At 58.1% G+C, this 15,422-nt stretch carries 16 protein-coding genes; 5 read left to right on the top strand and 11 right to left on the bottom strand.

Going from position 1 to position 15,422, the window contains the following annotated elements:
• Positions 1-197: 197 nt before the first annotated feature.
• Positions 198-1,235, top strand: coding sequence for a YeiH family protein (locus tag AC2FF8_RS20120; protein ID WP_425080281.1), 1,038 nt, complete (start codon positions 198-200; stop codon positions 1,233-1,235).
• Positions 1,236-1,325: 90 nt separating this feature from the next.
• Entirely contained in the window at positions 1,326-1,697 is a 372-nt protein-coding gene (locus AC2FF8_RS20115) for a cupin domain-containing protein (RefSeq protein WP_170347472.1), read from the top strand.
• Between the two features lie 63 nt (positions 1,698-1,760).
• On the opposite strand, the gene AC2FF8_RS20110 is transcribed toward AC2FF8_RS20115, so the two are convergent.
• From AC2FF8_RS20110 to AC2FF8_RS20065, 10 genes are all read right to left on the bottom strand, one after another.
• Positions 1,761-2,837 carry a 2Fe-2S iron-sulfur cluster-binding protein gene (locus AC2FF8_RS20110; protein ID WP_171120813.1) on the bottom strand — a complete coding sequence of 359 codons (1,077 nt, stop codon included), beginning with the start codon at positions 2,835-2,837 and terminating at the stop codon, positions 1,761-1,763.
• Positions 2,834-3,988, bottom strand: coding sequence for an aromatic ring-hydroxylating oxygenase subunit alpha (locus tag AC2FF8_RS20105; protein WP_496880583.1), 1,155 nt, complete (start codon positions 3,986-3,988; stop codon positions 2,834-2,836). The genes AC2FF8_RS20110 and AC2FF8_RS20105 overlap by 4 nt, the downstream gene beginning before the upstream one ends.
• 23 nt (positions 3,989-4,011) lie before the next feature.
• The gene (locus AC2FF8_RS20100; RefSeq protein WP_496880582.1) at positions 4,012-4,170 is read right to left on the bottom strand and encodes a hypothetical protein; all 159 of its coding nucleotides are present in this window, start codon (positions 4,168-4,170) and stop codon (positions 4,012-4,014) included.
• 159 nt (positions 4,171-4,329) lie between these two features.
• Positions 4,330-4,761, bottom strand: coding sequence for a DUF2141 domain-containing protein (locus AC2FF8_RS20095; RefSeq protein ID WP_425080284.1), 432 nt, complete (start codon positions 4,759-4,761; stop codon positions 4,330-4,332).
• Between the two features lie 184 nt (positions 4,762-4,945).
• A complete protein-coding gene (locus AC2FF8_RS20090; RefSeq protein WP_496880581.1) occupies positions 4,946-5,878 on the bottom strand; it encodes a hypothetical protein in 933 nt (310 codons plus the stop codon).
• 7 nt (positions 5,879-5,885) lie between these two features.
• Positions 5,886-7,199 carry a TRAP transporter large permease gene (locus AC2FF8_RS20085; RefSeq protein ID WP_257601314.1) on the bottom strand — a complete coding sequence of 438 codons (1,314 nt, stop codon included), beginning with the start codon at positions 7,197-7,199 and terminating at the stop codon, positions 5,886-5,888.
• Positions 7,200-7,203: 4 nt separating this feature from the next.
• Positions 7,204-7,737, bottom strand: coding sequence for a TRAP transporter small permease (locus AC2FF8_RS20080; protein WP_257601315.1), 534 nt, complete (start codon positions 7,735-7,737; stop codon positions 7,204-7,206).
• A 69-nt stretch (positions 7,738-7,806) separates the two neighbouring features.
• Entirely contained in the window at positions 7,807-8,784 is a 978-nt protein-coding gene (locus AC2FF8_RS20075; protein ID WP_170347464.1) for a TRAP transporter substrate-binding protein, read from the bottom strand.
• A gap of 52 nt (positions 8,785-8,836) precedes the next feature.
• Positions 8,837-10,087 carry an NAD(P)/FAD-dependent oxidoreductase gene (locus AC2FF8_RS20070; protein ID WP_496880580.1) on the bottom strand — a complete coding sequence of 417 codons (1,251 nt, stop codon included), beginning with the start codon at positions 10,085-10,087 and terminating at the stop codon, positions 8,837-8,839.
• Complete coding sequence (locus AC2FF8_RS20065; RefSeq protein WP_496880579.1) at positions 10,084-11,217, bottom strand: enolase C-terminal domain-like protein; 1,134 nt, start codon at positions 11,215-11,217, stop codon at positions 10,084-10,086. The genes AC2FF8_RS20070 and AC2FF8_RS20065 overlap by 4 nt, the downstream gene beginning before the upstream one ends.
• Before the next feature lie 98 nt (positions 11,218-11,315).
• On the opposite strand from AC2FF8_RS20065, the gene AC2FF8_RS20060 reads away from it, so the two are divergent.
• Positions 11,316-12,236: a LysR family transcriptional regulator gene (locus AC2FF8_RS20060; RefSeq protein ID WP_170347461.1), complete on the top strand. Its 921-nt coding sequence runs from the start codon at positions 11,316-11,318 to the stop codon at positions 12,234-12,236.
• Here the strand turns inward: AC2FF8_RS20060 and AC2FF8_RS20055 are convergent.
• Positions 12,197-13,891 carry a thiamine pyrophosphate-binding protein gene (locus tag AC2FF8_RS20055; RefSeq protein WP_496880578.1) on the bottom strand — a complete coding sequence of 565 codons (1,695 nt, stop codon included), beginning with the start codon at positions 13,889-13,891 and terminating at the stop codon, positions 12,197-12,199. The genes AC2FF8_RS20060 and AC2FF8_RS20055 overlap by 40 nt on opposite strands.
• 112 nt (positions 13,892-14,003) lie before the next feature.
• Here AC2FF8_RS20055 and AC2FF8_RS20050 point away from each other — a divergent pair, with 112 nt between their 5' ends.
• Together AC2FF8_RS20050 and AC2FF8_RS20045 are read left to right on the top strand one after the other, a co-directional pair.
• Complete coding sequence (locus AC2FF8_RS20050) at positions 14,004-14,708, top strand: GntR family transcriptional regulator (protein WP_496880577.1); 705 nt, start codon at positions 14,004-14,006, stop codon at positions 14,706-14,708.
• On the top strand, positions 14,705-15,421 hold the full coding sequence (locus AC2FF8_RS20045; RefSeq protein WP_496880576.1) for an aspartate/glutamate racemase family protein: 717 nt from the start codon (positions 14,705-14,707) through the stop codon (positions 15,419-15,421). Before AC2FF8_RS20050 ends, AC2FF8_RS20045 begins: the two co-directional genes overlap by 4 nt.
• The last annotated feature ends 1 nt before the right edge of the window (position 15,422 follow it).

Genomic DNA, 15,422 nt, shown 5'->3' with positions numbered 1-15,422 from the left:
CTGATCAACCAGGAGCTCGGCGAACCCTTCCGCCGCGACGCAATGAAAAAACCCGTCGCCGTCGCCGGAATCTCGGCTGACGACATGAAAGCTCAGGTCGAGCTGTAATCTGATCATGCCTCCACCCGGGCCGAATACGGTGCGGGTGGGAGCAGGCTTTGCCTAAAAGGCAACTCAAATATTGCAAAGGAAGTAAGATGCAGGTGTTGAGTGCATCCAACTCGCCGTGGCTTCGGGCACGGTCTTTCGTTCGTTTGAACGGGCACGGTTTCCTTGTTTCCGTGGTTGTTGCCGTCGCAGCGAAGTTCTTGTCCGAACATTATGGTGCCCCGGCGATGCTGATGGCCTTGTTGCTGGGCATCGCGTTCCATTTCCTGGCCGAAGACGACGCAGGCGACTGCAAGGCCGGAATCGAATTTACCGCACGAACCGTTCTTCGTTTTGGCGTTGCGCTGCTTGGCGTGCGTATTTCCGTTGAATTGATGATGAGCCTTGGCGCGGATCTGATTGCCGTTGTGATTGCCGGTGTGATCCTCACGATCCTGTTCGGCCTTCTGGGCGCGCGTCTTCTGGGCCGTGGCTGGCGCTTTGGGGTGCTGACGGGCGGTTCGGTTGCAATTTGCGGCGCGTCGGCCGCGATGGCCCTGTCGGCGATTTTGCCCAAAAACGAGCATTCGGAGCGAAACCTGGTTTTTACGGTTTTGTCGGTTACTGTTCTGTCGACAATCGCGATGATCGCCTACCCGATCCTCACCGAGGCTTTCGATTTCAACGACGATGTTTCCGGGGTCTTCCTTGGCGGCACGATCCACGATGTCGCGCAGGTTGTCGGGGCCGGGTTCTCGGTCTCGGATCAAACCGGTGAGGTCGCGACTTTGGTCAAGCTGATCCGTGTCGCCATGCTGGCCCCGGTGGTTCTGGTCATCTCGTTTCTTGTCCGGCGCCACGCGGAGTTCGGCGAGGAAGACGGCAAGCGCCCGCCCATTTTGCCGATGTTCGTGGTTGGCTTTCTGATCTTTGCCGTCCTGAATTCAATGGGTCTGATCCCCGAAGTGGTTTCGTCGGCCATGGCCGATCTCAGCCGGTGGGCGCTGCTGGTGTCGATTGCGGCAGTGGGCATGAAGACGTCGCTCAAGCGGATTCTGGATGTGGGCGGGCAGGCCATCGTCCTGATCGTGGCCGAGACGATCTTCATCGCTGCTCTGGTTCTGGCGGGTGTCTACCTGTTTCATTAGAGGATGGGGGAAATCCTAGTCCGGCACGTGACCGACCATTGGCCGGTCACGTCATCTCGCAATACACGACCAGCAGGAGGGTATGACCTCATGACGACACAGGTACTCAACCTTTTCGATCAGCCCGCAACGCGCAGCGAACGGCGTTTGGCCGATCTTCCCGATCGCGTTGTCGAGGGTGATCCGCATCACAAGATTGGAATGCACTTCACCAGCCCGGATGGACAACTGTCTGCCGGGATCTGGACGTCCACGCCGGGCAAATGGCACGCGTTCACGGACAAGGACGAATATTGCTATATCGTCAAAGGCCATTGTGCCCTGATCCACGAAGACGGGACCCGTCAGGATTTTCGCACCGGGGCCAGCTTTTTGATCCCCAACGGCTTTCGCGGTTATTGGGAAGTCGTGGAAGAAACGACCAAGCACTTCGTGATCCGAGATTGTGCGCCGGACGCATGATCCGATCCGCGAACGAACCTGAGGCGGCGTGAAACGGCATGCCTCAGGCGCGTCATCGGTTCTTCAGCGACGGGTCTGGTCAAAGCTGATCGCCAGTTTTCCCGCCGTGGGTATTGACTGGCAGGTCAGGATTTCTCCGGCTTTGATGTCTTCATCCTCCAGCGCCATGCGCGCCCGCATATGAACTGTGCCGTCGGTCAGTTTGGCCCGGCACGCGCCGCAGACCCCCGATTGGCAGGAATAGGGTGGCTTGAGCCCCGCTGACTGCGCTGCGTGAAGAACGGTCTGCCCCTTGGTGATCGAAATGAGGTGTCGGGCGCCTTCCAGCGTCAGTTCAGCGGTTGCGTCCACCCCCTCAATACCAGCGTCCAGATCCGGCGCAGCACCATAGCTTTCCATGTGGATGCGGTTCGCGGGCACATCAATGGACATCAATGCCGATTTGACGGTCTGGTTCATGTTGCCCGGACCGCAGACATAGTATTGAGCGTCCTGGGCGTAAGGAGGATACTCGGCGATCAACGCTTCGATTGCGGCCTGGTCGATCGTACCCTGCCGCCAATATTCGGCGCTGGACCACCAGCCGGGCTTCGAAAAGACATGATTGATTGTAAAACGTTCGGGATGCGCTTCCTGAAGAACGTTCAGCTCTTGCTGCAACAGGATGCTCTTGGCGTTTGTGTTGCCATACACCAGATGCGCGACTGAATGGGGCTCGGCTGTCAAAACCGAGTTCAGCATCGCGTAGAGCGGCGTGATGCCAGAACCCGCGCCAAAAAAGTAATGGGTGCGCCGCGCCGTTTCATCGGGGTCCAGGCAGAAACTGCCAAATGGCGGCATGACGTCAATGGTTTGTCCTTCCTGAACCGTGTCGTTGATGAAGTTGCTGACACGGCCACCCTTGACCCGTTTGACGGTGATGCGAAGCGGGCCCCCGGAGTAAGGTGAACTGGAGATCGAATAGCTTCGACGGTGCTCTTTGCCATCAATATTGAAACGCAGGGACACGTGTTGGCCCGACCGCCAGGCGAATATGTCCATCAGGCGGTCAGGTACCTCGAACATAACGGTCTTAGCCACGCCATCCAGTTCAACTCGGGTCCCGCAAACGCGCAGTGGGAAAAAGTCACGTGGGTTCATTTCCCTTCTCCCAACCATTGCAGAACAACTTTCTGGTGCTCGATGACGGGGCTTTCACCGTTTGCTGCCGGACCTGCTTCAAAATACGGAGAATGCAGGGATTTCTGCTGCTGCTCGCACGCGTAGATGTCTTCGCCGGTAAAATCGCCAGCAACCATCGGGTCATCTTCGCCCATCGCGTCACTGGCTTCGTATTTTCCGCCTATTCCAAACTTGGACCAGAAAGAGGACGACTTCATCGACTGTTTGGTGAATTCCCATTCCGAGCTGTTGGACACCCGCCCGCGGTTGTGAACTCGTGTCAGTTCCGGGCCAAGGGGTTCGACAATGAAGATGCTCCAGCCGTCTTCCGAAGCGGCCAGTCCAATCCCCGGAAACAGCATCGGCACCCAGGCGCCGTTCATGTCTTTGGGAATGACGCGCGGGGCGGTCAGTTTGCTGTCCTGATCTTCCAGAAATTCTGCCACCGGCGGCTCCCAAAACATGTAATGAGGTCCTTCCCAGTGGAATTCGGCGGATTTGTGATCATACATTTGCAGCGTGTTCGAATGCAGATGACTCAGGTGGTAAACGTCGATGTAATTCTCGACGACAACCTTCCAGTTGGCCTTTATCTCATAGCTGGTGTTCAGGTCTTCGTATTCGACCAGCTCTTCCGGTACGTGCGGGCCGATATGGGGTTCGACCAGGCCGAACCATTCGGCGATGGAAGGCGCGTCGGGGTCTGGATGGACGAAAATCATCGATTTCCAGATATCGACCTTGGCGGGTTTCAGGCCAAGGCAGGACTTGTCGACCTTGCCATATTCCTCGTGCTCGTCCGGCACCGAAATCAGATTGCCTTCAAGATCGTAGGTCCAGTCGTGATATGGACAGGTCAATGCCTTTTGCGTTTTGCCAACCGCGCGGATCAATTGGGTGCCGCGGTGGCGGCAGATGTTATGGAACGCGCGCAGGCGACGGTCGCGTCCCATGATCACGAATATGTTGTTGAGTCCGGCCTGCACGGCGATGTACTGGCCGGGTTCACTGACATCCTCCATAAACCCGGCATAGCGCCAGGTTTTGGAAAAGATTTCGCGCATTTCCCGGTCGAACCAATCCTGGCTCGTGTAAGCCTCGACCGGCAAAAGGTGCAGCATGGGTTTCATTTGAGCCTCTTGTAAAGGAAGTTTCAAAACGTTCGAGTGAGAAAGTCGATGACGATCATCGACAGGCCAAGTGCCATCCAGGCGAGTTGGATCAGCCAAAACAGGATGGGGTCCTTGTCCCGGGTTACGTCGGTCAAAAGCAAAGCGTGACCGGAATGGAAATTCGGGATTGTCCAGAACATGAAAAGAAGCCCCTAAAACGTCTGATAGCCAAGAACGGTCGTGACCATGAGCACAGCGAAAGAGATGCAACATCGAAACCAGATCTCGCAACACATCTGATCAGAGCCTGCATGACCTGCTCATAACGCTCATCACGATTTGAGGGGCGCCCGATCATGTTATTTCCAGTATTTCAGCGTCACGTTTGCCGTTGCGCCGGTGCCGACGGCGACGGCGGCATCCGTGAATTCCGGCGGCAGACCGCTCTGCCCCATACCGCCAAAGCCGTACCCTTCGGTTGGGATATCCTTTTCGGTATCCAGGTTGCTGTTGCTGTTCTCGTCGTGAATCGCGGCAATCGCATAGGTGCCAAGCGGGAGATCGTGAAAGGTCACCGAAACCTGACCTTTGACAGCGGGAACGGAAGCCAAGGCCGCCGCGTTCGCCACGTCCATGGCCTTGAAAGATTTTGCTTCATCGAACACGGCAATGATCAAATCACCCTCTGCATTGCGCACGTCCTGCACCGTTGCAGTGAGAGTTTGTGCGGATGCCCCGAGGGTTGAAGCCAGTGTCATTACAGATGCGACGACCAGTTTTCTAATCGGCATGATATATCCTTTACTGTCAACATTGACAGTAAATAGGGAAGGTGCGATTAGCTGTCAATAGTGACAATCATTCGCCCGATTTCCCTGAACGTGTTTATGGCCTGAACAAAAGGCGAGGTACCGGCCCAACGTCGGCAAGGATCGGAGAAAGGGGATAAAAAAACCCTAAAGGGGCTTTCCAACGCTACTCGGGCAAGACTTGCCTCATGTAGAGATGACGCATGACCATTGGCGTCAGGTACATTGGAACTTGATACGCCCCGATAAAGGCCATGATGGGTGCGGTGACTTCGGGCGGCAAAGCAACGAAGAAAATCGCGATGTTTCTGTTTCCCGCGATCAGAGAGACGGCAGTTGCCCTGGCTGCCGGCAGACGCCCTCGGGTCATCCGGAACGAAATGAACTGTGCTCCGAAATTGGCCAGACAGGCGAGCGCGATCCAGAAGGCCGCGACGGCCGGGCTTTTCAGCGCCGTGGAGCTGACGGAAGGCATCAGGCCGATGACAAAAACGGCCAATGTGATCGTGCCCAACCCTTCCAGATTCAACAAGGTGGAGCGGGATGGCGAACGCAACCAAACACGCCGAGCAAAGATGGCGGCGCCGGTTGCGCAGAGTATCGTCAACAACAGTTGCAGTCCGGCCAATAGTACGGATTGAAGGTCGCCCAATTCGGGCATGAGCAGGAACACCGGAAACGCTGTCAATGGCAACAGGGCAGTTCCAACAACCAGCATTCGCATCGCGTGTTCAGGTGGGTAGCCCATCATCAGACACATGTTGGGACTGCCTGAAATCGAAGGTGCTGCCGCCATGATCAGCAGGGACAGAAGCACCGGCGTTCCGGTCCATCCCCCAATAAATCCGATGGCCAGAATGATCAGCGGCATCACGAATTGAAACCCGATGACGGTGAACGCGACCTTGTGCAGATCGCTCAACGATCCAAAAATGGTTTCGGGGTCCATTCTCAGGACGGTGACGAACAGCAGCAACACGACCAGGGGCGGCAGCAGGTTCCGCATGGGCTCGGCCAAACCCGGCAAAAGCAGACCCGCCGCCAATCCGGCGACCAGAACACGGGGCCCGTGACGAGCCGCCATATGGAGCGGGTTCAAGGTCGTTTTACCCGCCGGGACTCTGCCGCAAATTCTCGGGCAGCCAGGTGGCGAGGTCGGGGAACCAGATGAGGATGAAGACCATCAGTACCATGATCAGGAACATCGGTATCGCGGCGCGTGCGATATAGCTCATCTCATGGTTGGTCATACCCTGCATCACGAACAGGTTGAACCCGATCGGGGGTGTGATCTGTGCCATCTCGACGACGACCACGATGAAGATGCCGAACCAGATCAGATCGATCCCGGCGTCGCGGATCATCGGTTCCACCACGGCCATGGTCAGCACAACCGACGAGATCCCGTCAAGGAAACAACCCAGAATGATGTAGAACACCAGCAGAACCATCAGCAGCTCGAACCGGGTCAGTTCCCATCCGGCGATCAGATCGGCCAACCCGCGCGGCAGGCCGGTAAAACCCATCGACAGCGACAGGAACGCAGCGCCAGCAAGGATCAGGGCGATCATCGCGCTGGTCCGCGTGGCCCCCATCAGGCTTTCCGTGAATGTCTTCCAGTTCAACGACCCCTGGCCTGCCGCCAGCAACAGGCCGCCAATCACCCCGAACGCCGCGGCTTCGGTCGCAGTGGCATAGCCCAGATACATTGAGCCGATGACGACCGTGATCAGAAGGATCACAGGCAACAAAAAGCGGGAGTTTCTGACTTTCTCGGAAAAGCTCAGCTTGCCCTCGTCATTCGGGTTCCAGTCTTTGCCCAACTTGGAATAGATCGCGACATAGCCCATGAACATCGCCGCCAGCACCAGGCCGGGAAGGATGCCGGCAAAGAACAGCTTGGTGATCGATTCATTGATCGTCACCCCGTAGACGATCAGGGTCAGCGACGGCGGGATCATCAGCCCCAACGTCGCAGCGCCGGTCAATGTGCCGATGATCATTCGTTCGGGGTAATTGCGTTTGCGCAGTTCGGGGATCGACATCTTGCCGACGGTGGTCAGCGTTGCCGCCGACGAACCTGAGACCGCCGCGAAGACAGTACAGCCCACGATATTCGTATGCACCAAGCCGCCGGGCAGGGGGGCCATCCAGGGGGACAAACCCTTGAACATGTCTTCGGATAATCGCGTGCGGTACAGGATTTCGCCCATCCAGATGAACATGGGCAAGGCGGTCAGGGTCCACGACGACGAAGCGGACCAGATGGTGGTGATCATCACGTCGCCCACCGGGCGGGTGGTGAACAGCTCCATCCCGACCCAGGCAACCCCCATCAGGGCCAATCCGACCCAGACACCGGTGCCGAGCAAGGTGAACAGTACAAAGAGGAAAAGGATGATGACGGACAGGTTTTCCACGCGCTTACTCTCCGTGGCTCTGGTCGGCCAGATCGCGGACAATGCGATGGTCACCTTTGAACAGGACGTGGATCAGGTGATCCGTTAGCGCGATGGCCAGGATCACGGCACCGATCAGCATCGCCGACTGGGGAATCCAGAGTGCGGTTCTGTCCTGTCCCTGACTGATGTCGTTGAACTTCCAGCTCCAATAGACGAAGCGATAGGCATACCAGCAGAAATACCACATGACGGCAGTGCCGATGGTGAAACACCAGATTTCAAGGATACGCCGCACACCGCCCGGCACGGAGTTCAGCAGGATCGAAACCCGAATGTGGCTGCCCCGGTTCAACGCATTGGCAAAGGCCAGGAAAGATGCCGCCGCCATTGCGTAACCAGCATAGTCAGGCGCTCCGGGAAATACCTCACCTGTCCAGCGGGCCAGCATCTGAACGACGATCAGCAAAAGAATGGCAATCAGGCTGAGCGCCGCCAATACCCCTGCTGCCTGATAGATGAAGTCCAGAACGGACCGAAGCCCTCGCAATACCGCCATGGTGTCCCCGCTGTATTATGATTGGGTGGAAAGCGGGCGGCATAGTGCAACGCCGCCCGCCCCGAACGGTTACTTAGATGCGTTGAACGCATCGACGATGGCTTTGCCTTCGTCGCCAGCGGCTTCCAGCCATTCATTGGTCATGGTTACACCAATCTCCTTCAGCTCATTCGTCATCTGTTCAGATGCCGGACCGACGGTCATGCCACCATCACGCAGACCTTGCAGAGTAAAACCGGTATATTCCTTGGCGCGCCAGTTGCCTGCGTATTCCGCCAGTTCCGCGCAGGCCTTGATGATGTTCTTGTTGGCGTCGGACACGCCCGACCAGACATCCGAATTCACCATCACATAATTGCGCGGCAACCAGGCGTCGACCTCGTAGAAATAGTTCAGGCTTTCCCAGACCTTGCGGTCATACCCGGTTGATCCCGAAGACACCATCGACTCGGCGACGCCCGTGGCAAAAGCCTGACTGATTTCCGCCGCTTCGATCGTTACCGGCAACATCCCTGTCAACTCGGCCAGTCTCGAAGTCGCGTTGTTGTAAGAGCGGAACTTGATGCCCTTCATATCGGCGACCGAGTTCACCTCATTCTTGAAATACAGTCCCTGCGGCGGCCATGGCACCGCGTAAAGCAACGTCAGGTTCTGTTCGGCCAGTACCTTTTCAATTGACGGTTTTGCCGCTTCCCAAAGCTTGGCGCTGTCATCGAACGAGGTTGCAAGGAACGGTATCGAATCGAAACCGAACAACGCGTTCTCATTCTGGTGGCCAGACAGAAGGCGTTCGCCAATCGGGGCTTGCCCGGTCTGGATTGCGCGTTTGATATCGGCACCTTTGAACAACGAGCCGGATGGATGCGTAACGATTTCGATCTCACCGCCGGTTCCGGTCGTTACACATTTGGCGAATTCCGCTCCGGTGGCCGAATGGAAGTTCGACGCTGAATAGGCCATCGGCATGTCCCATTTCTCGGCCACGGCCGGTGCTGCCGCTGCGGCAGTCAAAGCGGTTGCCGCCAGTAGGTTTGTCAGTTTTTTCATCGTTTTCTCCCTATCGAGTTTTGAAATACCGATGTTCTTCATCGGTCTGTTCTTATGTTGCAAAGCGCGACGGCGCATAAACGCTTACGTCGGTGTTCGGTGTTCTGCCCGCGATCATCTGCGCCAGAAGCCGTCCGGTCTTTGGCCCGCCTGTCAGGCCGATGTGATGATGACCAAAGCCCATATAGGCCCCTTTGATACCGGGCACGTCACCGATGATCGGGATCGAGTCAGCCGGGGCCGGCCTGTGCCCCATCCATTCCACTTCCTCCTTCCATGTTATGCCCGGAAACGCGGCCCGGGCATTTCTTCGCATCAATTCAAATGGCGCGCGCGAGGGCGGTGCGTCCAGCCCTCCGAACTCCACAATACCCGCCAAGCGTATGCGCCCATCCATGGGCGTGGCAACAAACTTGCCCGAAGCCACCATGACCGGGCTGCGGGGCATGGCAGAAGGTGCCACCAATTCAAGATGATAACCGCGCTCGCTTTCAAGAGGAACAGAAACCCCCAGTCGCTTGGCCAGTGGCCCGGACCAGACACCAGCCGTGACAATGGCGGTGTCGCAAGCGATTGTCTCACCATCCGCGCGCACACCGGTAACGCGGCCGTTGTCGCGGGTGACGTCCTCGACATTGGCGCGGATGATCCGGCCTCCACCAGCCTCGACATGGGCGGCCAGGTCTTTCACGTACCGCCCGGGATCGGTGATATGACCGTGGTTTGACAGCTTGGCAGCGAAACCGATATCCGGGCTGAACACGGGGTCATAGTCGTGAAACGCCTTGCCCTCCAGTTCTTGCCAATCAAAGCCGTTCTTCCGACGGATTCCCCAGCCCAAAGCATCTTGTTCAAAATGAGCCCGGTTCTCGTAGAGAAACAGATAGTCGCTGGGCACGATCCACTTTTCAGCACGTGTGCCTGCCGCCAAGGCCTTGTGATCATTCAGGCTGTCGCCGACGATCGGTGTCAGCGCCGCCGCGATCCGTTCAACGTCTTCTACGTTCGCGTGGCTCAGATATTGCCGGAGCCATGGGAGCAACTTCGGTAAATATCCCCATTTCAAAAACAGCGGCTGCGAGGAGCTCAGCAGCATTTTGGGTGCTTTGCCAAGCAGTCCGGGAACCGTCACAGGTATGATGGAACAGGACGCCAGCACACCGCCATTGCCATGAGACGTGCCTTCACCCGGTCCGGCCTTGTCGAACAGGATCACGTCGTGCCCGTCCCGTTGCAGCCAGACCGCGGCCGAAACGCCGACTATACCGGCGCCGATGATGGCTATGGTTTTCTTTTCACTCATTCTGAAACCGCCTTGGCCACTGCATAATGGTTCAGCTTTGCCAGCTCGGGCTTGCCGCCAAGTCCCGGGCTTTCGGGCACGCAGACCTGTCCGCCTCTGATCCGGAAGGGTTCTTCCAGAATGTCCTCTTTCAGGAAATAGGACGCCTGATAAAATTCGCAGCCCAATGTGATCTCGGGTGTCGCGGCAATCAGATGGGTGCCCGCAAGATGGGCCAAACCGGCCTCGAACATGTCCCCGCCATACGCAGTCAGACCATGCGCCGCCGCGATGCGGGCGACCGTTTGCCCGCGGGTCAGTCCGCCAGACTTCATTATTTTCACCGAGACACCATCGCAAATGCTTTCACGCGCGGCGCGTTCCATATCTTCGGGACCAAAGACGCTTTCATCGGCGAGAAGGGGAACATCGGTCATATGCCGTAGCTTCGCCATCATGCCGAAGTGATGGGCGCGAACCGGCTGTTCGATGAAATCAGGATTGAACCGGGCCACGTCCCGCACCCGCGTCGGAGCCTCCTCGATGCTCAGCCCCTGATTATAGTCCACGCGGACCGAGAATTCAGGGCAGTTCTGCGCAAGGTACTCCAACCGCATGATGTCAAAGGCGTGATCCTTGAACCCGGTCTTGAGTTTGACAATCCGCACGCCGTCCTCTCGCAACCGCGCCAACAGGTCTATGTCCTGAGAGAAGTCCGGGTTGGCGATGGAACAGCTGAGCGGAATGGTGCCGCGGCAACGACCGCCCAGCAAAGACCAGACCGGGATGCCGCTGATACGGCCGGCCAGATCCAGCAGAGCGGTTTCCAGCGCGGCCTTGGCCTCGGTGCAATGCGCCACGGCATAGGCGGCGCGTGCCATGATGGCCGATCGGTCACTTACGCTGGCGCCAAGAACTAGGGGTCGCAAGTATCGGTCCAGCGCCGCGACAGTCGCCTCCGGGGTGCCGGTGAACACCGACCATGGTGACGCTTCGCCGAATCCCTGTGTGCCATCCTCGGCGGTCAGTCGCAGTATGACGACTTCGCAAACGCCTTCGACGGATCCTATACCGTGATCCCGGCGGGACGTGACCGGAAGCTTCAGGTGCCAGAGGTCGTAACCGATGATGTTTTGTGCCAGATCGCTCATTCCGCCCCCTGTGGATGAGCGGAAGCCTGCCTTGACGGGCATATCATTTCAAATACTATATCTTCGACAGTTCATCAGAAAAAATGATGTGATTACCGATGTCCCTGCGCTTTCGCCAGCTTCAAGCGTTTCACGCCATCATGGAAACCGGAACCGTAACCGGTGCGGCGTCGGTACTTGGGATATCCCAGCCTGGTATCAGCAATCTGTTGGCTCAGTTGGAACGCGAAGCGCGACTGCCTCTGTTCGAGCGCAACAAGGGCCGTTTGCTGCCCACTCCGGAAGCCGAGCTGCTGTTCCGCGAAGTCGACACGGTCGTGCGCGGGCTGGATCACGTGGCGCAGGCCGTGACGGATTTGCAGAACAAGCATCCCGGTCAGTTGCAGGTTGCGGCGCCGCATCTTCTGTCATTTGGTTTCATGCCGCGCGAGATCGCTCGTTTTGCCAAAAGCCGCCCCAACCTGTCCGTCAGTTTCCAGTCGCAGTATTCATCCAAGATTCAGGAATGGGTGATTTCCGGCCTGTTTGAAATCGGCATTGTCGAGATGCCGATCCTGCACGACACGCTGAACTATCAGGTGTTTCAGTTCGAAACGCTGGCGACTTTTCCAGAACACAGCCCCTTGGCCGAGTACGACGTTCTGACACCGGAAATACTGGAAAACGAACCCTTCATCGTGATGGGCCCGGAACACCAAACCCACCGCCGAACCCGTGACATCTTTCAGGCATCCGGGCGCACGTGGCGGACGCAGATCCACACGCACCTGTCCGAGAACCTGCTGAGTTTTGTGAAACAGGGCATGGGTGTTGCGATGATCGACCCCTTTACCGTGACGTTCGACGGTGAGAGCGGGTACCAGACCCGCCCGTTCAGGCCTTCCGTCATGCTGGATCTTGCAATCATCACCGCAAAGGGGCGCCCCCTGTCCACGATTGCGCAGGAGTTTCTGGCCCAGTTGACCCCGTCGATTGCCTCTTACGCGACCCATTCCGACACAGGTGCAGCGGCGTCGTGAAGCTGCTGCGAATGGATGTCGACCAATGTGGGGCCATCATGTTCGACGGCCTGTTTCAACACTTTCGGCAAGTCCTCAGGGTCCTTGACCGTCCATGATTTCACTCCAAAGGCGGCTGCGACGGCGGCGTGGTCGGTCCGGTTGAAATCAACGTTGTAATAGCGTTGATCAAACCCAGCATCCTGACCCGCCTTGATCCATCCGAAGACCGAGTTCGAGAACACGATCGAGGTGATCGGCATTTTGTGCCGGACCATCGTTTCAAACTCACCGCAGGCGAACCCAAACGAACCATCACCCATGACGGCAAGCGTCTTGACCGAGGGCCGCCCGACATGTGCACCCATGGCCGCCCCCAGAGAATAGCCCAGTGCTCCATGCGCGCGATTTGTGATGAAATGCCGCCCGGGTTGCCGCCAACGGTAATGTGCATTGAAATAGGGGCAGGGGGTGCCGGGATCAGCGACCACAATCGCATCGTCGTCCAGAATGTCCATCAGGGACGCCATGACGGCCTCAGGCCGTATCGGGGTTTCCCGACTTGCAGCCAAGGGGGCAAACGCCGCCGCCTTGGCCTCCCATGCGGCGCGGGCCTTGGCTGTTCCGCCTTGACCGTTCAGCTCCTGCCGTTGCTCCAGTGCATGAGCAAGTGCCTCCAACGCCAGACGGGCATCGGCGCAAATCGCCACTTCAGTCTGATAATTTGCGCCGATCACCATAGGGTCACTGTCGATGTGAATGATCGTGGCGTTGCGCCCGGGGCTTCTCCACCGTTCGGTCGTGACCGAACCGGCGCGGCACCCGATGAACAGGACAACGTCAGCCTGATCCACCACGGCGCGTGTCGCGGGGATGCCGCCGTTCGATCCGACGACACCCAGGGCCAGAGGATCGGTTTCGGCTATGGACCCTTGGCCTGAAACGGTTGTGGCGACGGGCATATCCAGCAGACCGGCGACGCGGCGCAACGCATCGGTTGCGCCGGACAGAACCGGGCCGCCGCCACATACCGCGACGGCGGATGTGGCCTGGGCAAGAATGGCTGCGGCTGCTTCGATGGCATCAGGTTCGGGGGCAGCCCGCTCTGCGGGATAGCTGCGATGCCGCTTGTCGGCCCAGATTTCCGCTTCGTCCACCTGTGCCTTCTGCGTGTCAAACGGCAGTGCCAGATGGGTCGCGCCGGGTGTTCCCGTTGTCATCGCCCGGAACGCCGCTCGAACCATGGCCGGAAGACGGGCAGCATCATCCAGAGACGCGTTCCACTTCGTCAGCGGGCGGAATAACGCTGGCTGATCCAGTTCCGTCAAAGGGTATTTTCCACGGCTGGTCGTCGCCACATCGGACGTGATCGCCAGGATTGGAACCGAACTTTCATTGGCCTCGACCACACCCGGCAGAATGTAGGTCGCACCACCGCCGGAAGGGCCTTCGCAAACGCCGGGCTTGCCTGTCACACGAGCATAGCCGTCCGCCATGTAGGCAGCGTGCCGTTCGTCGCGGGTCAGAATGTGCTGAATGCCGTGATCCAATCGGGCGAGCGCATCATAGAATGGCAAGGTGGTATCGCCGCACAGACCGAACATATGGGTGACGCCATGCGCCTCGAGCATGCGCACCATTGCCTCGGCTCCGGTCAGGTAATTCGTTCCTGTCATCGTTCGCGACTCCTTCGATTCACGTCTGCACACAAAGCTGTATACAGTATTGTATATTGATTTCAAGAACTGTGTGTGGCACCTGTGAATCAACGGAAGAAAGGCAGGGTTTATGGCGGGTCCACGTGTCGATGATATCTATGATCAGGTCAAAGCCATGGCGGTGTCCTTCCGCCTGCGCCCCGGTGACCGCCTGAACGAGGTCGCTCTGTCCAGGGACCTGGGCGTCAGCCGCACGCCGTTGCGTGAAGCGTTGAATCGTCTGGTCGCCGAACGGCTGTTCGACTTCCGCCCGGGGCAAGGGTTCTTTTGTCGTCCCTTGGATGCGCAAAGCGTGTTCGACCTTTTCGAGCTGCGCCAGATCATCGAATCCGCCGCGGCCCGATCCGCCTGCGCCAGGGCGACGGATGAAGACCTGCAAAAGCTGCGTGATGAACTTTATGAAACGGGCATCGACATCACCGGCCTGACGATCGAAGAGGCAGTGACCCGGGACGAAGCGTTCCATCTGGGGATCGCAAAACTGTCAGGGAACATGGAGTTGTTGCATACTCTGACGCGGATCAACGAGCGCATCCGCTATATCCGCTGGATTTCCATGAGCATGGACCGGGTGCAGAAGTCCAAGGACGAACATAAACATGTCATGCAGGCCCTTCTGGATCGGGATGCTGATGAGGCGGCCCGGGTTCTGGCGGCTCATATCACGAAACGAATGGACCAGGTTCAGGACGCAGTGCGCCACGGGATTACCAGCATTTACATGGAAGGGGCCGAAGACATCTCGACCCGCATTATCGAGGAGGCGCAGGGATGATCGCGCAGGGCGGCAAATCCATTTATGGCGCATCGGTGGGAATCCTCATGCTGGACGCGCAATTCCCAAGAATTCCCGGCGACATGGGCAATGCTCAGACATGGCCGTTTCCGGTGCTGTACCGCGTCGTCCGGGATGCCTCGCCCGATCGGGTGGTCCGGCATCGGGCCGAAGGTATGCTCGGGGTCTTCATCGACGCCGCGCAAGAGCTGGTCAAAGACGGCGCGGATGGCATAACAACCAATTGCGGGTTCTTGTCCCTGTTCCAAAAGGAACTGGCCGAGGCCGTTCCGGTTCCCGTCGTCACCTCGTCCTTGATGCAGGTCGAAATGGTGAATCGTATCCTTCCCAAGGGAAAGCGCGCGGGCATTCTGACCATTTCGGCATCCACCCTGACCAGTGATCATCTTCAGGCCGCCAATGTCCCCTTGGACACGCCAATCGGCACAACCGAGGGTGGGCGGGAATTCACCCGCGCAATTCTTGGCAATGAACCGCATCTGAATGTTCAGAAGGCCCGGGAGGACAATGTCGAGGCCGCAATCGCGTTGGCCTCGGACCACCCCGGACTTGGGGCAATAGTTCTGGAGTGCACGAATATGTGCCCCTATGCGCCGGATATTCAGCAGGCGACCGGGCTGCCGGTGTTTTCAATCGTGTCTTTCGTGACTTGGTTCCAGGCCGGTCTTGTTCCGCCGGTGTACCGGAGCTGAC

Source organism: Ruegeria sp. YTSA144 (assembly GCF_059610125.1).
This window is presented reverse-complemented; position numbering and strand designations above follow the sequence as displayed.